This is a genomic window from Intrasporangium sp. (genome assembly GCF_039812505.1).
Taxonomy (GTDB): domain Bacteria; phylum Actinomycetota; class Actinomycetes; order Actinomycetales; family Dermatophilaceae; genus Intrasporangium_A.
In genome coordinates this window covers 1-23,635 of sequence record NZ_JBDIAQ010000049.1, presented here as the reverse complement: position 1 = coordinate 23,635, position 23,635 = coordinate 1, and the positions used below count along the sequence as shown (strand labels likewise).

The 23,635-nt window shown below is 74.1% G+C and carries 17 protein-coding genes; 6 read left to right on the top strand and 11 right to left on the bottom strand.

All coding sequences use genetic code 11. The features are described from left to right. Positions 1-3,917: 3,917 nt before the first annotated feature. From WMI84_RS08615 to WMI84_RS08575, 9 genes are all read right to left on the bottom strand, one after another. Positions 3,918-4,076: a DUF6760 family protein gene (locus tag WMI84_RS08615; protein WP_347352203.1), complete on the bottom strand. Its 159-nt coding sequence runs from the start codon at positions 4,074-4,076 to the stop codon at positions 3,918-3,920. Beyond that, a complete protein-coding gene (locus WMI84_RS08610; protein WP_347352201.1) occupies positions 4,073-4,549 on the bottom strand; it encodes a hypothetical protein in 477 nt (158 codons plus the stop codon). The genes WMI84_RS08615 and WMI84_RS08610 overlap by 4 nt, the downstream gene beginning before the upstream one ends. Continuing rightward, positions 4,549-4,995 (bottom strand): phage tail protein, encoded by a 447-nt coding sequence (locus WMI84_RS08605; RefSeq protein ID WP_347352200.1) that lies wholly within the window; start codon positions 4,993-4,995, stop codon positions 4,549-4,551. Before WMI84_RS08605 ends, WMI84_RS08610 begins: the two co-directional genes overlap by 1 nt. Before the next feature lie 18 nt (positions 4,996-5,013). Beyond that, a complete protein-coding gene (locus WMI84_RS08600; RefSeq protein ID WP_347352198.1) occupies positions 5,014-6,600 on the bottom strand; it encodes a phage tail sheath subtilisin-like domain-containing protein in 1,587 nt (528 codons plus the stop codon). Positions 6,601-6,717: 117 nt separating this feature from the next. Continuing rightward, positions 6,718-7,440: a DUF4157 domain-containing protein gene (locus WMI84_RS08595; protein ID WP_347352196.1), complete on the bottom strand. Its 723-nt coding sequence runs from the start codon at positions 7,438-7,440 to the stop codon at positions 6,718-6,720. Positions 7,441-7,607: 167 nt separating this feature from the next. After that, a complete protein-coding gene (locus tag WMI84_RS08590) occupies positions 7,608-9,638 on the bottom strand; it encodes an ATP-binding protein (RefSeq protein ID WP_347352207.1) in 2,031 nt (676 codons plus the stop codon). A 5-nt stretch (positions 9,639-9,643) separates the two neighbouring features. Next, entirely contained in the window at positions 9,644-10,369 is a 726-nt protein-coding gene (locus tag WMI84_RS08585) for a DUF4255 domain-containing protein (protein WP_347352194.1), read from the bottom strand. A gap of 3 nt (positions 10,370-10,372) precedes the next feature. Continuing rightward, the gene (locus WMI84_RS08580) at positions 10,373-14,176 is read right to left on the bottom strand and encodes a hypothetical protein (RefSeq protein WP_347352192.1); all 3,804 of its coding nucleotides are present in this window, start codon (positions 14,174-14,176) and stop codon (positions 10,373-10,375) included. A gap of 105 nt (positions 14,177-14,281) precedes the next feature. Continuing rightward, a complete protein-coding gene (locus WMI84_RS08575) occupies positions 14,282-14,905 on the bottom strand; it encodes a response regulator transcription factor (protein WP_347352190.1) in 624 nt (207 codons plus the stop codon). A gap of 181 nt (positions 14,906-15,086) precedes the next feature. On the opposite strand from WMI84_RS08575, the gene WMI84_RS08570 reads away from it, so the two are divergent. Then, positions 15,087-16,421 carry a hypothetical protein gene (locus tag WMI84_RS08570; protein WP_347352188.1) on the top strand — a complete coding sequence of 445 codons (1,335 nt, stop codon included), beginning with the start codon at positions 15,087-15,089 and terminating at the stop codon, positions 16,419-16,421. 174 nt (positions 16,422-16,595) lie between these two features. Further along, positions 16,596-17,150 (top strand): transcriptional repressor, encoded by a 555-nt coding sequence (locus WMI84_RS08565; RefSeq protein WP_347352186.1) that lies wholly within the window; start codon positions 16,596-16,598, stop codon positions 17,148-17,150. Here WMI84_RS08565 and WMI84_RS08560 read toward each other — a convergent pair. Together WMI84_RS08560 and WMI84_RS08555 are read right to left on the bottom strand one after the other, a co-directional pair. Continuing rightward, positions 17,128-18,183, bottom strand: coding sequence for a 2,3-butanediol dehydrogenase (locus WMI84_RS08560; protein ID WP_347352184.1), 1,056 nt, complete (start codon positions 18,181-18,183; stop codon positions 17,128-17,130). The two genes, WMI84_RS08565 and WMI84_RS08560, sit on opposite strands and share 23 nt — an antisense overlap. Before the next feature lie 129 nt (positions 18,184-18,312). Further along, complete coding sequence (locus WMI84_RS08555; protein ID WP_347352205.1) at positions 18,313-19,215, bottom strand: aminoglycoside phosphotransferase family protein; 903 nt, start codon at positions 19,213-19,215, stop codon at positions 18,313-18,315. A gap of 166 nt (positions 19,216-19,381) precedes the next feature. Here WMI84_RS08555 and WMI84_RS08550 point away from each other — a divergent pair, with 166 nt between their 5' ends. The 4 genes from WMI84_RS08550 (at position 19,382) to WMI84_RS08535 (ending at position 23,505) form a co-directional block, all read left to right on the top strand. Beyond that, positions 19,382-20,005 (top strand): hypothetical protein, encoded by a 624-nt coding sequence (locus WMI84_RS08550; RefSeq protein WP_347352182.1) that lies wholly within the window; start codon positions 19,382-19,384, stop codon positions 20,003-20,005. Next, positions 20,002-20,655 (top strand): RES family NAD+ phosphorylase, encoded by a 654-nt coding sequence (locus WMI84_RS08545; protein ID WP_347352180.1) that lies wholly within the window; start codon positions 20,002-20,004, stop codon positions 20,653-20,655. Before WMI84_RS08550 ends, WMI84_RS08545 begins: the two co-directional genes overlap by 4 nt. Positions 20,656-20,758: 103 nt before the next feature. Then, positions 20,759-22,066 carry an MFS transporter gene (locus tag WMI84_RS08540; protein ID WP_347352179.1) on the top strand — a complete coding sequence of 436 codons (1,308 nt, stop codon included), beginning with the start codon at positions 20,759-20,761 and terminating at the stop codon, positions 22,064-22,066. A gap of 2 nt (positions 22,067-22,068) precedes the next feature. Further along, complete coding sequence (locus WMI84_RS08535) at positions 22,069-23,505, top strand: aminotransferase class V-fold PLP-dependent enzyme (RefSeq protein ID WP_347352177.1); 1,437 nt, start codon at positions 22,069-22,071, stop codon at positions 23,503-23,505. Positions 23,506-23,635 lie beyond the last annotated feature (130 nt).

Genomic DNA, 23,635 nt, shown 5'->3' with positions numbered 1-23,635 from the left:
GGATCCGGTAGCCGAGGGCTACCGGTGGCGGCCGGGTGGGCCGGCTCGGACCAGCGCTGCACGAACGGCATCGGCAGGCGCCCCGGAGCGGGCCGGCGACCGTCCGGCTCGACGACGGGCGAGGGGGTGCCGCTCGACGCGAGCCGAAGCTCGGGACCCACCTGCGGCGCTGCCGTGACGGGCGACGCGATCTCGCTCGACGCGACCCGGAGCTCGGGGCCAACCTGTAGAGCCGCTGCGACGGGCGCGGTGCTGCCGCTCGACGCGAGCCGGAGCACGGGACCCACCTGTGGCGCTGCCGCGGACGACCGGTACCTTGCGACCGGCGGGCGCGGCTCACCGGGCGCGACCGGCCCGAGCCGATCCGGCACGACGGTCTGCGGGCCGCCCCGGCCGGTCCCCATAGGGGTCCCTGATCTCAGGACGTCACCGCCGCCAGGGCTCGACCGCCCGGACGCTTCGTCGGCCCGGGTGCCCTGGGGGCGGGAGATCCGCTGCAGGGCCAAGCGAACCGGGCCGAGGCCGGGTGTCTCCAGCCGCGGTGACCCAGCTCCGCGCGTTGCATCTGCGGGCGACGACGGCTCGTGCGACGCGGGATGCGGTGCTTCGTCGGGCGCGACCTGCCGGAGCCGGCGCGGGACCGCGGCCTCCGGGCTGGGCCGATCGGTCGCGGCAGCGGTCGATCCCGGGAGGTCACCGTGGCCGGGGTCCGGGCGCCCTGGCGTATCGGCCCCCGCGGAGTCCGACGGGCGCTGGACCCGTTGCAGGGCCAGGCGGACCGGCCCGGAATCGGGCGTCCCGGGCCCGAGCGATCCGCTCCGGGGCATCACGACGAGAGGCGGTTCCGGTGCTTGCGCAGGTCGGCCCGGAACGGTCTCCGTGGTCGCCTCCTGCGGTCGGGCGGGCTCGGGCCGCAGCGACGACCGAGAAGGGGGCCCGCTGGAGACCTGCCGCGCGGTGAGGTCCGGCGACGGCGTCGGGCTGGGCCGCTGCGGGAGCACCACGCCCAGCGGCGTTCCGGTGGCTGCCGGTGCCGCCCCGGTCGGCCGGTGTGTCGGTGCCGACCCGGGACGGACCCTGCTGCGCTGCACGGCGGGACCGTCCCCCGGTCCGGCCCGGCCGGGGGCCTCGGCCCGGCCCGTCGGTCCTGCGGGTGCTGCCGCGCCAAGCGGCCTCCCCGGGGCCGCCACCGGCTCCCTCGGGCGCAACCCCTCGAAGGCCGGCCCGCCTCTCCCGGGGACGGGTAGCGGTTGCGTCGTCGGATCCGGGAGCCGTTCCAGGGCCACCGCGGGGACGTCGCGGACGGTTGCGGGCACGTCGTCGCCCGGTTCGCGTGGTGGGCCGGCGGCCGCCTGTGCTGCGACCGGCTGGCCGCCCGACCCGGGTACCGGCATCTCGTCGGCAGGCGCCACACGCGGTTCGAGGCCCTGCCGCCCGGGTACCGGCATCTCGTCGGCCTGGGCCGTAGCCGGCTCGCGCAGCGGTCGCGCGGCCACCGTCTCACCTGCCTCGATGCCGCCGAGGGCCTGCCGACCGTCGTGCGCGACGTCGGCCTGCTGCGGCTGGACAGCTGTACGCGCCACCGTCGGCTGCGTACCGCTCGACTCCGGGCCGTGCTCCAGACGCTCGCTCGCAGCAGGTGGCGCCGGTTGCTCGGTGAGGCCGGTCCGGGAGCCGGTGCGGGAACGCACGCTCGCGGGCGCGGGCCCGTCCGGCCCGTGCGTGGTGCCGGCCTGCGCCCGGGGGGTCGACACCCGGTCGACGGCACGAGCCAGCGGCAGTGCTTCCGCGCCGGTCGCCGGCCGGGCAGACCTCGAAGGGAGCACCATTCGCGGCGACGTGACACCGGTCGGCTCCGGTGGCACGGCCGCGACGAGAGCATCCGGGTCCGGCCCGCGCCCGGCACCCACCGGCTCACCGGCTCCCGTTCCAGCGGCCACCGTCGCACCGGTTACCGGCCCCGAGCTCGCCGGGCCGGTGCCGACAGGGTGGGGGGCGTCCGGTTCGCTCGCTGCCTGACCGGTCCTCGGCCCGGAGGACGAAGCCTCCCCGGCCTGCTCCGTCGGGTGTGCGGCGCTGTCGGGTGCCGCCGGCTGGGCTCCTGCGGGCCGGGGTTCCGCCAGTGCCGGTGCCGGCCCTGCGGGGCCGGGTGCTGCGGGTCCGAGCTGCGTGGGTCCGGGCCGCACCGGGCCGGGCTCCCCGGGTTCGGTGCCGACGGCTCGTCGAGCGACCACCGGAACGCTCGCATCGACCGACGGGACGGTGACGCCTTCGAAGCTCGGGCTGCCGCCGCCCACGGCGCTCGTCCCGACGGTGTGCCCGGTGGCTGCGGATCGGCCGGTCGGTGGTAGTGGCAGTGGGCCCGGCCTCGCGACGGCCGGGCGTTCCGGGGTGACGACAAGCGCGGCGTGCGGCTGGCTCGGCGACGGGTCCGGTTCACGCCGGGCTTCGGACGACCGCTCGGCCGGGCCGGTCCGTGTCTGCGCGCCGGACCGGTCGGACTCGTCGGTCACGGAACCCGTGCCCGGGGCAGGGCCGCCGGTCGAGCGTTGCACGGCGGTCGCAGCGGACGGCGACAGGGGTGCGCCGAGCCCCAGTCGCCGGCCCGGATGCCCGACCGTGACGGTCCGGTCGGGCAGCGGGGCGTCGGGGCGGCCTGGTCCGGGCGCTCCTGCGCCGCGGACTTGGACCGCCGGAGCCAGGGCCGGTGACGCCTCCGGCCGACGGGCGGCACCCTCGCCCAGTCGCGGCGGCCCGGGCAGGTCGACGACCGTGGCGTGCGACGCAGCCTCGGCGCCGGGCTCGGCGGCCCCGGCACCGGACCCGTTGGCGGACGTGGGCGCCTCCGTCGGTTCGGGTGCCTCCCGGTCGGGCCACGTGAGCCCGGGCACCGGGCCGGTCGGTTCGCCTTCTCGCGGCAGCCCGGCCGAAGAACCAGGCGGCGTCCCGGTCCGCCGGTGTCCGGTCGTCTGGTCGGTGGGCTCGTCGTCGTCGGCGGCCGTACGTTGCACGGGGGCCAGCCGGAGCGACGGGTCGGGCGCAGGTCCAGAGCCCAACGCCTGTCGCGCGGCGGACGCACCCGAGAGCCGGTCGTCGGAAGTACGGTGCACCGCTGCCACCGCCGTGTCCGGCTCCTGTCGCGGTGCGGATGCGTCCGACGGTCGGTCGTCCGCGGTGCGTTGCACCGGCGCCGCCACACCCGGCGTGGCCGGCGGTGCACCGGTGGGTCCGTCGGCACCCGGCGACGGAACCGGTTCGGCCGCAACGGATCCAGCGCGTCCGGCCCGGGGCGTGGGCAGCGGTGTCGTCGGCAGGGAGGGTTCGGCGGGTCGCGGGAGCACGAGCCGCAGCTCCGGCAGGGGTGCCTCAGCCTCCCGGACCGGCCCACCCGGACCCGGCCCACCCGGAGCCGACCCGTCGGCCTCTCCCGCCGTCACGTCCGGGGTGGGCACCGTGGGCAGCTGCCGGACGGGGTAGGGCAGGTCCGGCGCGTCGGTGAAGGGGCTTGCCGGGCGTCGTGGGTCGGCGGCCCGCTGGAGCGCGGGACGGCGGTGAGCGGCATACGAGTGTGGTTGTCTGCGCGTGTTGCTCGGCGGCGTCTGACGGACGGGCATCGCCGGGGAGGCGGAACCGTCCGGGGCCGGGGGCCCGACCAAGGGTGGCGCCGGGCGGAGCGGCGGTCCGGTGAGCTCGCGGTGCATGGTGCCGAGGGCGGCGGGTGACCGCCAGGAGGCGAGGGTCCAGGGGAAGTCCTCACCGCCGCTGGTCGCGGTGATCGGACCGAGCAGACGCTGCAGCGGCGGCAGGCTCGCCCATCCGGCGGGCGAGACCGAGGGGTCCCGGGCCGGGGACGGCACCGGAGCCGCCTCGGCAGCGGCCTCCGGTCCGGCACGTCGGGTCCACGGCCAGTGCATGGCTCACCGACCCTCCGCCATCCGGGTGTTGATGTCGGCGATCTCCTTGACGTAACGACGGCGCAGCGGGTGCTCGAGGTCGAGGATCTCGTCGAGACCCCAGTGGAAGTGGTAGGCGACGTACGCAACCTCCTGGTGGAGCCGGTCGGCTGCGTACGTCACGATTCCCCCAGGCGCCCGCCGGACAGGTCGACCGCGAACCGATGCGAGCAGGCGGGGCACGTGACCGCCGCGCGGGTGTGCCCTTCGGTGTTGACCCTGCGGTAGAAGTCCTGCAGGAAGGCCACGTCGGAGGCGAACATGTTCTCGACCACGTTGGCGGTGACGGACGGCACGCTGCCCAGGGAGACGATGACCCTGGCGAGCAGGACGACCGTCGTGAAGGCCGGGTTCTCCATGACCCGCGCGTCGTAGAGCGGGAGGAGCTCGTCCCGCGCCGTCGCCAGGCGCATGACCCCGTGGCGGTGCACGACGCCGTCGCCGTCGACATAGCCGCGCGGCAGCTCGAACGCGAACTCCGTTCGCAGGGCGGGCCGCTCGGGGACGAAGGCGGCGGGACGGTCGAGGTCGAGCAGGTCCTCCCCGGCCCCCGGCGGGGGAGGCACGGTCGTCGCGTTCGTCCTCGAGCGCTGCATCACACCACCTTGAACTCGTCGAAGCACATGGTGAACTTCTCGGTGGCCTGGGACGCCTCGCCGGCCTTGAGTGTGCTGACCTCGACCTTCTGGACCCAGACGTTGGTGAACTCGACCGTCTTGATCACGGCGTCCTGGTAGTCCGTGATCTCTACCGAGGCCGTCTTGCGGGCGCCGGCCACGTCGCCCTCCATGACCGTCTTGAGCCAGTCGGTGACCGCGGTGCTGTCGGTGATGCCGCGGGTCACCGTGATCTGGCCGGACTTGGGACGACCGATGAGGTTGCGGACGTAGTACTTGCCCTCCTTGGTCTGCTGCTTCATCTCGATCTTGTCGACCTCGAGGGTGAGGCCGGAGATCTCGACGATCTGGGGCACCTCGATGCCGTCGAGGGTGAGCCGGAAGCCATTGGCGGCGGCGGCGTCGAGGGGATCGGCGAGGGGCATGGTTCTGGTCCTTTCGGGCTACTCGTTGACGAGGCTGACGCCGCCGGAGAACTGCGACAGCTGGAAGATGACGAACTCGGCCGGCTTGACCGGGGCGACGCCGACCTGGCAGACCACCTGGCCCGCGTCGATGCCCTCGGCGGGGTTGGTCTCGCTGTCGCACTTGACGAAGTACGCCTCGTCAGGGGTCAGCCCGAACAGCGCGCCCTTGCGCCACTCGTTGACGAGGAAGGCGCTGATGGTGCGGCGGATCCGCGCCCAGAGCGCCGGGTCGTTCGGCTCGAAGACGGTCCACTGGGTGCCGATGAGGATCGACTCCTCGAGGTAGTTGAACAGCCGCCGGACGTTGAGGTAGCGCCAGGCCGGGTCGCTCGAGAGGGTCCTGGCCCCCCAGACCCGCACGCCACGCCCGGGGAAGCTGCGGATGCAGTTGATCCCGGCGGGGTTGAGCAGGTCGTGCTCGGCCTTGGTGATCCGGGTCTGCAGCGTGATGGCGCCCCGGACGATCTCGTTCGCGGGGGCCTTGTGCACGCCGCGCTCGTCGTCGTTGCGGGCCCAGATCCCGGCCATGTGGCCGCTGGGCGGGACGAACTTCGCCGTGCCGGTCGCGGGGTCGAACACCTTGGGGTAGGGCCAGTAGAGGGCCGCGAACTTCGAGTCGTAGCCGGCCTCGTCGACGCGCCACTGCTTGATCTGCTGGGCGTTGAGGCCGGGGGGCGGGTCGAGGATGGCGATCCGGTCGCCCATCAGCTCGCAGTGCGCGATCATCGCCAGCTGGACCGCCTTGAAGCCCTCGGCGTCGATGGCGCCGGCCTCGTAGGCGGCGATCAGGTCGGGGACGGCGACCATCGTCACCTCGTCGACGGCCTCGAGCCCGCCGAAGCCGGTGCGCTGGGCGACGTCGCCGACGTAGTCGTCCGGGCTGAGCGTCCCGCCGGGTGCGGGCGTCTCGGGCGCCTTGGCCGCCGCCGCGGGGCGGGCGAGCGCGACCGTGCCCTTCTCGGGTGCCTTCGACGGTGCAGCGGCCACCTGCTCGATCGTGATCACCTTGGACTTGGCGTTGACCTTGGTCGCCACGTTGGCGTCACCCGCGGCCAGCGTCACGTTGTCGTAGGTCTCGGTCGCCTTGCCGTCGACGCTGACGACGAGCTTGAACTGGTCTGCGGGAGGGTTGTCGCCTCCGGCCGGCGCGATCTCCACGGTGACCTGCTTGCCCGCCGCCGCGCCGATCGCCTTGACGGTCAGGCCGCCGACGACGGCCTGCGGCGGTGCGTCCGGTGCGGCACTCGCGGCGGCGGTGCCCTGGCCGTTGGTCGGGGCTGCGGACCCGTTCGCGGCGATGGCCCCGCCGATGCGGACGATGAAGCAGTTGCTGCCGCCGTTCTGCATGTAGCCGTAGACGGCGTGGGCCAGGTAGCTGCCGGGCTGGAAGTCACCGAACGTCTCGGCGAACTGGGTCCAGTTCGAGACGAGGGTCGGCTCGTGCAGCGGGCCCTTCTCGGCGAGCCCGACGAACGCCGCAACGGCCGTCCCGACTCCCTCGATGGGCCGCGACCCGGCCTCGACCTCCTCGACGTAGACACCGGGCGACAGATAGTTGGGCATGTCCCCTCCTCGCGTGGTCGATGGGCGTTGTCTCAAGCCTCAGTCAGAGCGAAGCCTCCCGGCACGTCCGTCGGCACGTCCGGTCGGGTAGGTCCGGCTGCCCCATGGGGCAACCCGTCACGAGGCGCTCTCCTCCTCGGGGGCCTCCTCCTCGCGCTGCACGAAGACGCCCTGGACGGCTTCCTCCTCCTCGCCCTCCTCCCGCTGCGCCGTCGGGGCGGCGAGAGCCGCACCCTCGCCGCTGACGGAGCGCTGGGCGCCGGTCAGCGGTGCCGGCGCGGTCATCACCCGCTCGGCGTTCGCGGCGGCCTCCCGCTCGAACCGGTCGGAGGGGTCGCTGACCTTGACGCCGCCCTCGATCGGTGTCCCGTCGACCGGGCCGGACCGCTGCTGGACGACGTGGGTCAGCTCGTGGGCGAGCATCGTGCGACCTGCGGCCGACTTGGTGTCGAACGTGCCGCGCTGGAAGACGATGTCGCGTCCGACGGTGTAGGCGTGCGCGCCGACGGCCCGGGCGGACTCGTGCGCCTGCGCATCCGTGTGGACCCGCACGTCGCCGAAGTCGGCGCCGAGCCGGGCCTCCATGTCGGCCCGGGTGTCCTCGTCGAGCCCTTGGCCGGAACCGCCCGTGAGGACCTCGTGGACGCCTGCACCGGTCAGGTGCTGCAGGCCCGCGTTCCCGACCGCTCGCTGCAGGCCGATCATCCCGCCGGTCCCGACGACGTCGGTCCGGCCCGCCACCGCCGCTCGCACGACGTGCTGGTCGGGCCCGCGTCCCGGTCGTGACCTGGTCGGGTGCAACGCTTCGGGAGCACCCGGGTCGTGCTCGTGCTTGTGCATGCTCGCCTCCTGTCGACGTGTCACTTCCACGGTCGCTCAGCCCGCGGGTCACGGTCGCGGGCGATCAGGCGTCCGAACGGGCACCGGCGCTGCCCTTTCGGGAATGCCGCGCCGGTACCGGGCCGGGCGGGTGCCGGCGTGGGAGGCGGCCCGAGGATGCGGCCGGATCAGCCGAGCAGCGTGTGGTAGCGGCCGAACTCGTGCGGCAGGCAGAGCCGCCCGAGCTTGCGGTACTCGCGTTGCACGGCCTGGACGAGCTGGGCCATCGACACGGTCCCGTCGGCGTCGGCGGCCAGGTAGGCGGCGGTGACCGCGGCCGAGCGGATGGCGCCTCCGGACAGCTCGAACGACGAGGCGCAGAACTCGAGGTCGAGCGGCCCCGAGGTGGGCAGCGTGGCGAGGCAGGCCCGCCACAGCTCGAGCCGGCGCGTCTCGTCCGGCAGCGGGAAGTCGATGATGACGTCGAGCCGCCGGGTGAAGGCCTCGTCGATGTTCGCCCGCAGGTTCGTGGCGAGGATGACGAGCCCGTCGAAGCTCTCCATCCGCTGGAGCAGGTAGGCGCTCTCGACGTTGGCGTAGCGGTCGTGCGCGTCCTTGACCTCCGACCGCTTGCCGAACACGGCGTCGGCCTCGTCGAAGAAGAGTATGCCGTTGACGCCGGCGGCCGCCGTGAAGATGCGGTCGAGGTTCTTCTCGGTCTCCCCGATGTACTTGTCGACGAGTGTGGACAGGTCGACGACGTACAGCTCGAGCCCGAGGTCTCCGGCCACGACCTCCGCGGACATCGTCTTGCCGGTCCCCGAGTCGCCCGCGAACAGCGCGGCCACGCCCATGCCCCGGCCGCCGCCGGGTCGCATCGACCAGTCCCCGAGCACCCGTTCGCGGTGTCTGCCCCGTGCGGCGAGCTCGTGCAGGGACGAGCGCGTGGTCGGGGGGAGGACCAGGTCGTCCCAGCCGACCCGTGGCTCGACCCGGCGGGCCAGCCGTTGCAGCGCGCTCGCGTTCTCGGCGCGGGCCCCGGTGCGCAGGTGCTCGGCGGTGACCACCGGGTCGGTGGACAGCAGCGCCTGTTGGCGGGCCGAGCGGGCGGCACGCGGTACCCGCGAGGGCCGCAGCAGGAACTGGGTCGACTCGGTATCGGGATCGAACCCGAGCGGCACGCCGGACAGCGCCTCGCGCCACAGCCGGCCGCGTTCGGCGGCGGTGCTGGGCCGGATGTCGACGAGCAACGGCGGGTCCACGCTCCACGACGGGTCCCAGGGGACCGTCCCGACGAGCAGGAGCGGCAGCGGGTCGATGCGCAGCTGCGGCAGCACGCCGGTGGCGCTGACCGTCTCGGCCTGGGTCGCGACGAGGCCACAGGAGCGCAGCCGGGCCTCCCGCGTCACCCCCCGGGCACAGGCCGCGGGGTCGGGCTGGCGGCCGAGCCGTTCGAGGTCGACGACCAGCGCGTCGTGTCCGCTCCGGCGCACGGCGTCGAGGGCGACGAGCAGCCCGGACCCGGTCGGGGGCTCGCGCAGGTAGCCGAAGCAGATGCCGGACTCGATGGCGCGCGCGACGTCCGTCCCGTCGCCCCACGCGACGTCGGGTGGCGCGACGACGACGTCGGCCAGGGACGCGTCGATGTCGTCACTGCCCAGCAGGTGCGCCACGACCCGGTCGGGCACTCTGAGGGCCCGCCCCGGGAAGGGGCGCTCGAGGTCCTCGACGACGAGCAGGTCGAGGCGGATCAGCGGGCCCGTGGTCAGCCGCTCCCGTCCCACGACCGAGGTGAGGCTGTGCCCGCAGAGCTCGAGCGCCACCCCGGCGGAGGGACGGCGCCGGGTCACGTCGTCGTTCAGGTATCCGAACAGCTTCTCGAAGCGCGAGTCGAGGTCGCACGTCAACGCCACGAGCAGCAGCCCGACGTCGAGATCGGTGAGGCCGCAGCACCGGGCGAGCCGGTCGAGCCGGCTCGAGTCGTCCGGGTCGTCCGCCTCTGCGCGGTCGCGGTACGGCGCCGCCACCGGTCCGCGAGCCGGCTGGGGCGAGCCGGCATCCAGCAGCCGGTCGACGGACTCGTCGGTCAGGTAGAGGCCCCGGAACGGGTCGTCCGGCTGCGGGTCGACGGCTCGCCGGGCATCCACGAGCGCCCGGATCCGCTGCTCGACGAAGGACATCCGGGCAAGGAGCACACCCGGGCCGGTCCCGGTCGACATGGTCGTCACGACCGTCGCCGGCGGCGCGCCCGCGGGACCGCCGCGGCGGGTGCGCCACGTTCACCCGGCGACCGGCGCTCCTCGGCCAGGGCGGCCCGCACCGGTCGTGCGGGCTCGCCGGCGACGTGTCGGTAGCGGTCGAGATCCTCCGCGCCGCCGTGCACGTCCCCGAGGTCGAGGCGTGGGCTCTCCAGGACCGGAGGGCCGGCCGCGGTGGCCCGGCCGACCTCGATCGGCGCGCTGATGACGAGGTCGAGCGACGGCTTGAGCTCTCCCCCGAGCGCCGTCCAGACGTCGGCGAAGGCGCGGTCCTCCGGCGGCGGAAGACCCACGGTCAACGGGACGGGGAGCGTGGTGTCGGCCAGCTCCCCGCCGAGCAGCTCGCCGGGGATGGCGTCGTAGCGCAGCAGCGAGCGGAGCAGGTCGGCCAGGAGCCGGTGCTCGTCCTCGGGGCGCTGGGTCCACGCCGTGACGAGGTAGGAGAGCTTGTAGTAGCGCGGCATCGGCCGGCGCGTCTCGAGGCGGCCCTCCGCGGTGTGGGTGGGGACCCATCCGACCGCCCGCCGGCGCAGGTCCTCGCGGATGTCGTAGAGGTAGACGTCGACGGTCGGGGCGTTGCGCCGCGCGGCCCAGTCCTTGGTCGGGGCGTCGAAGACGACCTCCACCCCGGAGCGCTCGATTGCCTCGGTGCGGACCAGTGATCTGACGGCCTCGTCTATGTCGGCGATCACGGTTCACCTCCTCGTGACGAAGTCGGCTGGCGGAGCGACGGTCCCGGGCGCCACCAGCACCGAGACCCGGACCGGCCCGAAGCTGCCCGCGGTGACGGCGGTGGCGATCAGGTCCCGGGAGCCGAGCACGTCGCGGGGCAGGATCAGGACCTGGGTCGGCGTGAGCGTGCCGTCGGCCCGGATGGCCACCGGCACGGGACGGGTGCTGATGCCCTGCGACCACGCCAGGGTGACCGCCTCGCCGGGCGGGAAGTCCTGCCCCACGGCCATGGTCACGTCGCCCGGCTCGACGACCGGTTGCAGCACCTGGATGGTCGGCTGGCGCACGACGAGGTTCACGGTGGCCGTGTTGTTCCCGGGGATGGGGTCGGCGAGGGCGCCGGCCACGCGGGCAGTGGCCGGCCCCCGCCCGGCGGTGGCGAACTCGAACGCCTGGGTCAGGGTGCGGGACTGTCCGGCTGCAAGGGGCCCCAGGGTGCAGGCGGTCCCGGAGAAGCACGGTTGCGGCGGGCTGACGGTCACCAGGCCCGGCCCGGTCGGCAACGAGACGGTCAGCTTCACCTCGTCCACGGGCCCGGTCGAGCGGTTCGTCACCACCACTGCGGCGCTGCCGTCGCCGCCCACGTAGCCGGGGTTCCGGCTGAGGGTGAGGGTCACCGAGAGGTCGGCCGCGCTCGCCCCGGCGGGAGTGACCGTGATCGTCACGTCGGCGCCGTTGTCCGTCGGCTGGTCGTCCGGCACGAGTGAGCCGACCCGCGCCGGCAGGACGTAGCTGCCCGGCGTCACCGCGGTGACCTCCAGCGGGACCTTCGTCGAGCCGGGCGGCACGGCGCCGAGCTCGCACGTGACGAGGACCCCGGACGGGACGGGCCCGGACCGGCACGACTTCGGCAGCGTGCCCGGTGTCAGTCCCCGGGGGACGGTCACCTCGACCACCGTGCCCGTCGCGGTGGCGGGCCCGGAGTTGGTGACCACGAGTGTGACCGTCGAGGTCGCCCCGGCGCCGAGCGACGGGGGCGACGCGGAGCCGCTCAGCCCCAGTCGGGCGAAGGGCTGCCACGTCGGTTCCGAGTCGGCCTGCAGGCCGCGGGTGACGGCGGTGGTCTGGCTGCCGTCCGGCCGGATCCGGTAGATCAGCGGGCGGTTCGCCAGCCCTGCGCGTTGCCCGGCGAACACGAGCCAGGTGCCGTCGGGTGACCAGGCCGGGTCCGCGGCACTGGACAGGAGGGCCCGGCCGGCCGTGGGGACGGCGCCGGTCGAGCCGTCGACCGTCTGGTCGGAGAACCCGAGCACCGTGTCGACCCGAGGTCTGCCACCCGCGGCGGGGTCGGTGGCCACGCGGTCGCCGCGCGGGTCGGCGAGGTGCACGACGCGCAGTGCGCCCCGGTCCGTGTAGGCGATGCGGCGACCGTCCGGCGACCAGGCGGGGCTCTGTCCGGTGATCGTGCCGGCACAGTCGCACTCGTCGGGGTCGGCATAGCGCAGCTCGTGGGCCGCCTTCGTCGTGGGGTCGAGGACCCACAGGGTCGGGCTCAGTCCGGGAGGTGGCGTGTCCGGGGCCCGGCCCACCTCGGCGGCCGCGGGCGGTGCCGTGTCCGAAGGTGTCGTGTCCGAAGGTGTCGGGGTGCCGGTCGACTGGGGTGGCGGGATGATGAACGTGTAGACGTCGTCGGTGTCGACGGTCCGGGGCGGGCGCCCGTACGTGGCGGTGGCGTGGGTGATCAGGTAGTCGTACTGCCAGCCCTGCTCGTCGGCGAGGCTGAGCCGGACGACGCGGGTCACGGTGGCGTCCGGTGCCATCGGGCCGAGGTCGCAGGTCATGGTGCGCCTGCCGTCGGCCGGGTCGGCGGTGCGGCAGCCGGACGACCCCGCGGGCACGAGCCAGTCGGGCACCTGTGCGGTCAGGGTCACGGCGGTGGCCCGTCCGCCGTCGTTGCGCACGGTCACCTCGGCGGTGACCGTCGTGGCTGCGGCGCTCGTGGGTTCCAGCGTGCCCGGCGACACCGTCACCGAGAGTCTCGGGGTGGTGTCGGCGGTCCGGGCGAAGACGATGCGGGACCCGCCGGGCGACCAGGACGGCGACTGGTCCCATGTCCGCGCGCCGCCCTGTCCGTCGGAGGTGACCGGCTCGTCGGAGGTGAGCTGCGTCGCCTTCCCGGTGGCCACGTCGGCCACCCACACGTGGGGCGCTACGGTGGCGCAGTCGGGACAGGGCCGGTAGCGCACGAACGCGATGCGGGTGCCGTCCGGCGACCAGGCCGGGTCGACGTCGACCGCACCCTTCGGCCGGGCGTCGCGCAGCAGGGTGACGTGCCCGCCCGAGGAGTCGGCCAGGACGATCTCGCGTCCCCCGTCATTGCCCGACCGGCTCCAGGCCAACCGCGTCCCGTCCGGGGAGTAGGCCGGCGACGTGCGGTCGACCCCGGACCCGCCGGCCAGGACCCGGCGACCGGAGCCGTCGGCAGCCGCGACATCCGCGATGTCGGCGGTCCCCGAGCGGACGGTATAGCGCAGGACGGCGCCCATGTAGTAGCTGCGCTGCACCCACGCCGGGTGGGACTCACCCACCCCGGGCTCGCCCGCAGGCTGGGACTGCGGCGGTGCCGGCGAGCAGTGCAGGGCATCGTCGGAGCCGACGTAGCACGAGGCCACCTCGATGTCACCGGCCGGGTCGGAGTCGGTGCTGGTGTACGCCAGGTAGGGCGGGTAGTTCGGCGACCATGCCGCCTCGGAGCCCTGCGGTGGCCCCGTCCCTCCCGAGCCGGCGAACGGGTCGGTCGGCTTCGTGTCGCGCAGCCCGGCCAGATCCGTCAGGCTCCACCCCTCGGGCAGCAGCAGCACGCCGAGGGACCCGTCGGCCCGGAACCGGGTGGTGGTGAACGCGACCGCCGTGCTGTCCGACACGGCACCGACGGCAGGCTGCGTCTCGGCCGCGGGGTCGTCCGTGAGGCGCAGCACCCGGCTCACCTTGCCGGCCGCCAGGTCGAGACGGACGGCCCACAGGTCACCGAGCGGGTCGGGTGCCTCGCCGGCCAGGAAGGTCCTGGTGCTGCTGAACACGATCGTCGACTCGTCGAGCCAGGCGGGCCAGAGGTCGGTGCCGTCGTGGTCGCCCGGGAGCAGACCGGACGGTCCGGTGAGCGGGAAGGACACCCACCGGCCGCAGCGCCGCACCCCCGTCGACGGCAGCGTGACGCCATCCGGGCTGTCGGTGGCGAGCCACAGCCGGAAGCTGCCGGAGGCGTCGGAGGCGTAGGCGATCCAGTGACCGTCCGGGGCGGGAGCCGGCTGCGACTCGACCGCGTCGTCACAGGTCACCCGCTCGCCGGTGCCACGTTCGGCGTTGTCGTCGTCGGGTGACGGCGCCGGGGCGGCGTAGACCTCGCCGGCGGCATCGTCACGCGTGCTCACCCACACCTCGAGCCCGCCGCCGATCGAGTCCTCGCCCTCGTATGCCGTCGAGCCGGGTGCCGCCGCCGCGCCCGCTCCCGGCGCCGCCCCCGCACCCGGCGTCGCCGCCCCCGCACCCGGCGTCGCCGCCCCCGGCGCCAGAGCGGAGGCGGCCGATCCCTCCCCCAGGTCGAGGCTCACGCTGGCGATGGACGACCGGTCGGAGGTCAGGGCGATCCGGGGCGCGACCGGGCTCGGCACCGCCGCGAAGGCCCGGTCGACCGGCCCGGCGGCCAGCATCAGCCCGAGGCTCAGGGCGAGGGCAGCGGCGATCGCCCGGGCGGGCAGGGCCAGCCCGGTTCGTCGCACCGGCACGCGCATGGCGAGCCTCCTCGCGTCCTGCGTCAGCGTCGTCATCCACGCTCCCTGCCCGCCCGGCCCGGGCGAACCCGGCGGCCGGTCAGCCTTTCGGGCAGCCACCCGGGGACGACAGGGCATCCCGCGGGCGCGCGCACCGGATCCTCAGATGAGGCCCTCGCGCATGGCATAGGCGACGGCGTGCGGCCGGTTGCGCACCTGCAGCCGGGTGGTGATGTCGTGCAGCACGTTCTTTACCGTGCGCTCCGAGTAGCACAGCCGCGAGGCGATCTCGCCGGTGCTGTAGCCGTCCGCGACGAGCCGCAGCACCTCGACCTCACGGTTCGCCAGCCCCTGGAAGGTCAGCCCGCGCGGGCTGAGCACCTGGCGTTGCAGGTGCCCGACCTGGTCGAGCAGCCGCCCGAGCAGGTCGGGCGGCACCGTGCCGTCACCGGCGGCGGCGCGCTGGATGACGTTGACCATCCGGTCGGGGGTGGCCTCCTCCCGGCGCAGCAGGCCCAGCACGCCGACCTCGATGGCGTTGACGAGGTCGTTGTTGTCGATCCGGCTGGCGATCAGCACCGTGCGCAGCAGGCCACCGCGCTGCAGGCGGCGCAGCAGCTGGATCGTCGAGTCGTCGACGGTGTCGACGACGACGACCGCCACCTCGGCCCGGGCCACCTCGTCCTCCCGGAGCAGCCGCACCTCCGGGCGCGGGCGCAGCTCGGCGATCACGCCTGCCGCAGAGATGGGGTCCATGGCCTGGACATGCACACCGATGCGTTCCATGACGGCTCCTTCCCCCCACACGCCGCCGGTGAGGAGGATTTGTCTCGACATATCGACCCACGAAGTATGCCGACACGTCCTCTCCGGGCACTCAACAGCGCCTCAACGGGCAGGTCAGCTGCCCTTTCGGGAGGCCTCACGTCCATCGCCAGACCACACCTCACGAGGCGACGCTGGAGACATGAGTACGGTAGCCAGGCTCGACCAGGAGTCGGTCAGCCTCAACGCGGGCGAGTCCGCGACGATCCCGCTCGAGGTCCGCAACACCGGTGACGTCGTCGAGGACTACCAGCTCGAGGTCGTCGGGGTGCCGGCCGGCTGGACCACGATCGCCGACCCGCAGTTCACCCTCTACCCGGGCACGTCGACGGTGACCACCCTGACCGTCAACCCACCACGCTCCTCCGAGGTGCCGGCGGGCCGGCTGAGCTTCGGCATCCGCGTCGTGCCGGTGGACAACCCGGACGACACGGTCGTGCCGGAGGCCGTCGTCGAGGTGCTCCCGTTCCTCGACACCACCGCCGAGCTCGTGCCGCGCACCTCCCGTGGGCGGCGCACCGGTCGCCACCAGGTGGCCATCGACAACCGGGGCAACGTGCCCGTGACCGCGTTCATCGCGGTGACCGACCAGGCCGAGCTGCTAAAGGAGTCGGACACCGAGGCCATCACGGTGCCCCCGGGCCGGGCCGCCTTCACCAAGATCAAGGTCCGGCCCGTCGAGCTGCTCTGGACCGGCCCGCCCACGACGATCCCGTTCGTGGTCACCGTCACGCCGCAGGACAGCCTGCCGGTGGCCCTGCAGGGGACCCATCTGCAGGAGCCGGTCATCCCCAAGTGGTTCGGCAAGGCCCTGCTCATCGCGCTGGCGGCCCTGCTGGCCCTCGCCGCGATCTGGTCCTGGCTGCTCAAGCCCACCGTTCAGGCCGCCGCGCGGGACGCCGCCGCGGACGTGGCCCGCCAGGAGGCGCAGGCGCAGGCCAAGCAGGTGGCCGCCCAGGCGGCGGAGGCGCAGAAGGCCGCCACGGCCGCCGAGGTCGCCCAGGTCAAGGCGGCCTCTGCGGCCAAGCAGGCCGACACGACGAACAAGCAGGTCCAGCTGGCCGTGACCGGTGGCGTGCCCCCACGGGTGGTCACCGCCCCCTTCTCGCTGCGGCTGGCCGTCAGCGACGCCCGCGCGGGGTCGACCCGCACCGACTCGTTCGACGTCGCCAAGGGGCAGAGCCTCAGCATCACCGACTTCGTGCTGGAGAACCCGCAGGGCGACGAGGGGCTGCTATTGGTGTCCATCGGCCGGCAGATCATCCTCTCGCAGGCGCTCGAGAGCTTCCGCACCACCGACTACCACTTCGTCACCCCCTTCGTCGCCACCGGCAAGGCGACCGTCACGCTGACCATCCAGTGCCGCCAGCCGGGCGCCCCGCCCGGCGTCACCCCCGCCCCGACGACCTGCCGCGACGCCGTGACCATCGGGGGCCCGCTGTCCAAGCCCGCGCCGAAGCCGGCGAAGAAGCCGTGACCTGACCTTCCCGACGCCGGTCCCAGCCGGGATGCCGCCCAGCCGGCTCGGCGGGCTCGGGCGCCGAACGCTCCGGTGGCCCGGGCGCACGAAGACACGGGCCCGGGCGCACGCGGACACTCACCCCCGGCGCGGGCAGACACGGGCGCCGGCGCGCGGGCGGATAATGGCCCGATGGAGCACGCCGGCCCGACCCCGCGGGTGGCTGCCGCCCTGGCCCGGCTGCGCGAGCTGGGCGAGCGGGTCACCCCGGCCCGCCGGGCCGTCCTCGAGGTGGTCGATGCCGCCGACCGGGCCGACGAGCACCTGACCGCCGAGCAGATCGGTGCCCGGGTCACCCGGCTCGAGCCGTCCACCCACCGCGCGACGCTCTACCGGGCGCTGACCTCGCTGGGCAGCGCGGGGGTCCTCTCACACATCCACGTCGGCGGGAACGCGACCGTCTACCATCTCGTCGGACGGGGAGGCCCGCCGCTCGCGGACGGGCCGGGCACAGCGGCATCGGCCCCCGTCGACCGGCCGGTGCACGGACACGTGCACGTGCGCTGCCTGTCCTGCGGGCGGGTCCAGGACGCGCCCGCGGACGTGCTCGCCGCGGCAGCGGACCGGCTGCGCAGCGCTCTCGGCTTCGAGCTCGACTCCGGCCAGGTGGCGCTGCCCGGCAGGTGCGCCCGGTGCCGGGTCGGCAGGTCGGGCTCGTCGGAAGCTACGGCCTCACCAGGATCTTGACGTTCTCCTCCTTGTTGTTGATCAGCTCGTCGAAGCCCGCCGAGACGATGTCGTCGAGCTCGATCCGGCCGGTGATGAACTGGTGCGGGTCGACGAGCCCGTCCGCGATCATCCGGATCGTCGCAGGGTGGTCGTTGGCATAGGCGAGCGACCCGACCAGGGAGACCTCCCGGAAGACGAGGTCGTTCATGGCGACCGACGCTTGATGCCCCCAGATCGCGACGTTGACGCAGGTGCCGCCGGCCCTCGTCGAGCGGATCGCCGAGGCGAGCACGGCGTCGATACCGGCGCACTCGAAGCTCACGTCGGCGCCACGGCCCTGCGTCAGCTCCATGACGGATCCGACGGTGTCAGCCTCGGTCGGGTCGATCACGTGGTCGGCACCGGCGGTTGCCGCCTTGGTCTTGCGCACCCCCGCGGGCTCGACGACGATGACCTGCTCCACACCGGCCGCGCGCAGCGCCGCCGTCGTGACCAGGCCGATCGGGCCGGCACCGAAGACCAGTCCGGTGTGACCGGCGCGCGCCCCGGACAGGCGCACGGCGTGGTAGGCCACCGCGAGCGGCTCGACCAGGGCTCCGACATCCGTGCCGAGGTCGCCGAGCGGATGGATCCACCGCTGCTCGGCAACGACGTACCGGCTGAAGCCTCCCCCGAACCCGGACAGGCCGACGAAGCCGAGCGTGGCACAGACGTTGTAGCGGCCCTGCTGACACGCGTCGCATCGCCCGCACACGATGTAGGGCTCGACCACGACCCGGTCGCCCACCGCAAGTCCGGCGACCCCCTGGCCCAGCTCGGCGACGACGCCCGCGAACTCGTGACCGAGGGTGACCGGGACGGTCTCGCCGGTGAGCGGATGGGGCGCGCCCGCCGGGGGCGCGAAGATCGGCCCCTCCAGATACTCGTGCAGGTCGGTGCCGCAGATGCCGCACCACTGCACCTCGACCTTGACCGTCCCGGGCCGGACCGCCGGCTCCGGGATCTCGTCGATCCTGATGTCGCCCGGGCCGTAGAACCGTGCTGCCTTCATCCGAGCCTCCTGGTCCGGCACCAGCGCCTGCCGAGGTCAGGCGCCGAGGATGTGGACACCCACCCTATCGACGTCAGGCCGGCCCCGCCCGTCTCGAGGTGACCGTGGCCGCCGCGCGGTCGCCCGGTGTCACAGGTCGGCGTCGACCCCGAGCAGGGCGTCGATGCCGCGGCAGGCGACCTGCACCATCGTCGGGTTCGTGTCGAGGTAGTACGGCAGCGCGATGACCGCCTGAGAGACAACCGCCCCCCGGGCCCGGACCCAGGCCGCGTCGTCCACCTCGGCCTCGAGCAGGCTGCGGAAGCTCTTCCGGGACGGCCCGTCGAGGACGAACCAGGCCGGGGTGAGGTCCCAGGCCGGGTCCCCCGTGGCGAGCTCGCCGAAGTCGAGCACGCCGGTCAGTCGACCCTCGTGCACGAGCAGGTTGGGCGGGATGAGGTCGGTGTGCACCCAGCGCGGCGGCCCGGTCCAGTGCGGTGCCGCCAGCGCCTCGTCCCAGACCCGGGTCAGCGCCGTCACGTCGGCCAGACCGGCGCACTGCCGGATCGCGGCACGGAAGGCCTCGTCCCGGTGGGCGAGGTGCCGGCCGCGGTGGAATCCGGCCGTGTCCGTGGGCGGGACGTCCGCCGGGTCGACGGACCAGAGGTCGATGCAGAAGCGGGCGAGCGTCTCGGCGGCCTGCACGAGCGAATCCAGAGGGGCAGCCACCGCGTCGGCACCCTCCAGCCACCGGACGACCGCCCACTGGAACGGGTACTCGGAGGTGGCGACCCCGGTCGCCCGGACCTCCGGCACCTCCAGGTGCAGCAGCGGACGCAGCGTCGGCAACCAGCGGATCTCCTTGACGAGCCCGCACACCGCGTCCTGGTGGCGCGGCAGCCGGACGGCGAGGTCGGGACCGAGGCGGAACACGGCGTTCTGCGTCCCCCGGGTAGGGTGCGCCTCGAGCGGCAGGTCGGACAGGTCCGGGAACTGGTCGACCAGCAGGGACCGCACGACGTCCGCGTCGATGGGCACCTCGTGCTCGTGCATGCGGCTCACGGCCCGACCCTTACCCTTCTTCGTCCCGGTTGCAACGACCCGGCCCACGAGACGTGCGGATCGCTGTCGGGCGTGAGTCGCGGATGTGACGGTCGAGCCGACGCACCGTAATGCATCAGTGATGCACTGTAGTGCGCCAGTTGATAGGATCGGGGACATGGGTCACAAGTCGACCGACCGACGAGTGCCGGGGTACGCGACCCCGACGCTCACGCTCGAGCAGGAGCTCGACGCCCTGCTGCGTCGGCGCGGGGTACAGCTGACCGGCGCGGAGGTGGCCGCCGCGATCCGGTCCGAGGAGCACCGCCGGGCAACCGAGCGGATCGGTGCCGCTGCCACGACATCGAGCCAGCCGGAACAGGACGCCTTCCTTCGTGAGCACGCCGGTGGGGACACCCCTCCGGACGTGGGGACCGCGATGTTCAGCGCGGCGTTCAACACGGCCACCGAAACCATGCTGACCACCGCCGAGGCCGCGGCGCTGACCGGGAAGGCCCGCAGCACGATCACCCGCCGCGTCGAGTCGAGGGAGATGTACGCCATCCGCAGCGACGGGGTGCTGCATCTGCCGGCATGGCAGCTAACCGACGAAGGCCGGACAGTGCCCGGCCTTCGCGAGGCACTGGCGCACGTTCCCGAGACGTGGGGTCCGCGGCGCCTTCGGCTGTTCATGACCACCCCCGAGCACTCCCTCGACGGGCGCAGCCCGGTGCAGTGGCTCCTGGACGGGGAGGACCCGCGCGTCGTCGCCGACCTCATGGACGCCGAGACCCGCGAATGACGGCCCGCAGGGCCCACCCGAAGACTCCACGCAGGCCCGCCGGACCGCTGACCCGCACCGACGCAGACCTCGTCCGGGTGCGCTCGGCGATGTGGCGGATCGCAGCCACCCAAGGCGAGCACGTCCTCGGCTGGGACGAGCTCCGGGCCTACGGCCCGCTGCGGACGATGCGCTGGGACCCTCACCACGAGCCGCCGCGTGAACAGCCCGACCGCGCCGTCCTGTACGCCTCCCCCGATCCACGCACGGCCCTGGCCGAGAAGTACCAGAAGTACCGCGAGGTCGATCCCTGGACCGACGCGCCATACCTGTACGGCTGGACGTCGAGCCGCGACCTGGTCCTGCTCGACGTGCGCGGCGGCTGGCCGCTGCGCAACGGCGCCTCGGCGACGCTGCCGACCGGCCCCAGGAACGTCTGCCGGGCCTGGGCGGAGGCGATCCTGGACACCTGGGAGGACCTGGACGGGATCATCACCGGCTCCGCGATGGACGGACGTGACACCTACGCCCTGTTCCCGCAAGCTCGCTCCTCGACACCGCCCACCCCGTTGCACGCCCGCGCGCTGGCACACCCACACGTCTACGCCTACGTCCACCGGTGGGTGGCCGAGATCGGCTACGGGATCGCGCCACGCGTCGCATCCCGGTGACGGGTCTCGTGCGGGCGATGCATGGTGCACGATCCGGGTGCCCGTTGCGCGCAGGCGCCCGCTCGGCCGGTGCCACCGGGGGCGCCGCCGTTACTGTGCCGTCATGGGTGAGGCGACGACAGGCCTGCCGGCCCGGGTGCGCCGCGGCTACGGGCTCGGCTCGGTGGCGACCGGCGCCTTCGCAACCGTCCCCGGGCTGCTGCTGCTGCCCTACCTGACCGACCACCTCGGGGTCGCCGCGGGCCTGGCCGGCGTCGTCGTCTTCGCCCCCAAGGCGTGGGACGTGCTGCTCAACCCGGTCGCGGGCCGGGTCTCCGACCGGAGCGGGCACCGCGACGGGCCGCGGCGGCCGTTCCTGATCCGCGCCGGCCTGCTGCTCGCCGCCGCCTTCGCGCTGCTCTTCCTCGGGCCGGCCACCCCGCTCTGGGTCGGCGCGGCCTGGGTGGCGCTGGTCTACCTGGCCTGCGCGAGCGCCTACGCCTTCTTCCAGGTGCCCTACCTCGCCATGCCCGCCGAGATCACCGACGACTACGACGAGCGGACCCGGCTGATGACTTGGCGCGTGGCCGTGCTGGCGCTCGCGATCCTGGTCAGCGGCGGGGCCTCCCCGGCGATCCGCGACGCGTTCGGGCGCGACTGGGGCTACCGCGCCGTCGGCTTCTTCGTCGCGGCCCTGATCGCGTTCGGCGCCTGGGCCGCCTGGCACGGCACGCGCAACGCGCCGGTCCGTCGGCCGCGGACCGCCGGGACCGGCTTCGCCACGCAGCTGCGGGTCGTATCCACCGACCGGCCGTTCCGGCTGCTCCTGACGACGTTCGTCCTGCAGGCGCTGGCCACCGGGGCGATGCTCGCCGGGGTCGACTACCTATCGACGTGGGTGATCGGCACGAAGCTGTCCGCGACGATCCTCTTCGTCTGCTTCGTCGCGCCGGCCCTCGTCGTCACGCCGCTGTGGCAGCGCTACGGCGTGACCCACGACAAGAAGCGCGGCTACCTGCTCGCCTCGTTCCTGCTCGGTGCCGGGGCCCTCGCCGTGGTGCTGGCCCGAAGCGTGCCCGCCGCCGCGGTCTACGGTGCGGTCGCGGTCGTCGGCGTCGGCTACGCCGGGGCGCAGCTGTTCCCCCTCGCGATGCTGCCCGACGTCGCCAGCCGCAACGCCGACGCGCAGACGCGCGTGGGTCTCTACACCGGGATCTGGACGGCCGGGGAGACGCTCGGGCTGGCTCTCGGCCCCGCTCTGTATGCCGCTGTGCTGGCTCTGGGCGGATACGTGTCCGCGGGCGTGGGAACAGTTGTCGTACAGGGCGACTCGGCCCTGACCGCGATCGTCGTCGGCTTCTCGGTGGTCCCGGCCGTCCTCGTCGCGATCTCGTTCGTCCCGCTGGCCCGGTTCCCCCTGACGAGAGGATGACCATGGACGCCGACGAGATCCGCGCCCGGCTGGCCGAGCTGAGCGCCCACGACCTGCCCACCCACGGCGGGCGCACCCTGGCCTATGTCTACGACTCGGGCCTCGCCGACGCCGACGCGATCGGGCGCGAGGCGCTGGCGATGTTCGGCTCGACCAACGGGCTCGACCCCACGGCGTTCCCGTCGCTGCCGGCCATGGAGCAGGACCTCGTCGCGTTCGCGGGTCGGCTGCTCGACGCGCCGAGCGGGTTCGCCGGGGTGGCCACCTCGGGCGGGACCGAGTCGGTGCTGCTCGCGGTCCTCGCCGCCCGGGACGCCCGGCCCGACATCGCCGCGCCGCGCATGGTGCTGCCGACGACCGCGCACGCGGCCTTCCACAAGGCGGCCCACTACTTCCGGGTGGAGCCGGTGCTCGTGGACGTCGACCCCGAGACGAAGCGCGCCGACCCGGACGCCATCTCGGCGGCCATCGACCCGAATACCGTCCTGGTCGTCGCCTCGGCACCGTCCTACGCCCACGGGGTGGTCGACCCGGTCACCCCGATCGCGGCGGCGGCCGCCCACGCCGGGGCGCGCTGCCATGTCGACGCCTGCATCGGCGGCTGGGTGCTGCCCTTCCTGCGCGACGACGAGCCGGACCAGCAGCCGTGGGCCTTCGCCGTCGAGGGGGTCACGAGCATCTCGGTCGACCTGCACAAGTACGGCTACACGCCCAAGGGGGTCTCGCTGCTGCTGCACCGGTCGGCCGACCTGCGCCGCGGGCACTTCTTCGCCTCGGCGGCCTGGCCCGGCTACCCGATGCTCAACACGACGATGCAGTCGACCAGGTCCGGTGGGCCGCTCGCCGCGGCCTGGGCCGTGGTGAACCACATCGGCGCGGCCGGCTACCGCGCGCTGGCCCGCCGCGCGCGCGAGGCGACGCTCGCGATCGCGACCGAGGTGAGCGGCATACCGGTGCTTTCTCTTGCCGCGCAACCGGACTCGACGCTGGTGTCCGTGACGACGGACCGGACGTGCGACGTGTTCACGATCGCGGACGAGCTGCGCGCCCGGGGCTGGTACGTCCAGCCGCAGCCGGCCTTCCGCGACCTGCCCGCCACGCTGCACCTCAGCGTCAGCGCGGCGACCGCGGACTGCCTCGACGCGCTGGTCGGGGACCTGCGGAGCGCGACCGACGCCGCGGTCGCCGCCGGGCCGGTCGCACCGCCCGCGCAGCTGGTGGCCGCGCTGGGCTCGGTGGGCCCGGCCGGCCTCGACGCCGCGACCCTCGACGGCCTGCTCACGACGGCCGGGCTGACCGGCGACGGCGGCTCGCTCGCCCTGCCCGAGCGGATGGCGCCGCTGAACGCGCTGCTCGGCGCCCTCCCCACCGGGCTGCGCGAGGCGCTGCTGCTCGCGGTGCTCGACCGGCTGACGCGGCCGGGATCGCCAAGGGTCTGAGCAGGCACCGACCTGCCCTCGGCGCGCCCGGCACGCAAAGAGGGCGGGCACCCGGTCGGGTGCCCGCCCTGTGGCCGCTTCGCTGGGGTTCAGGCCGGGACGATGAGCCCGGCCGTGCTGCGGGCGCGCT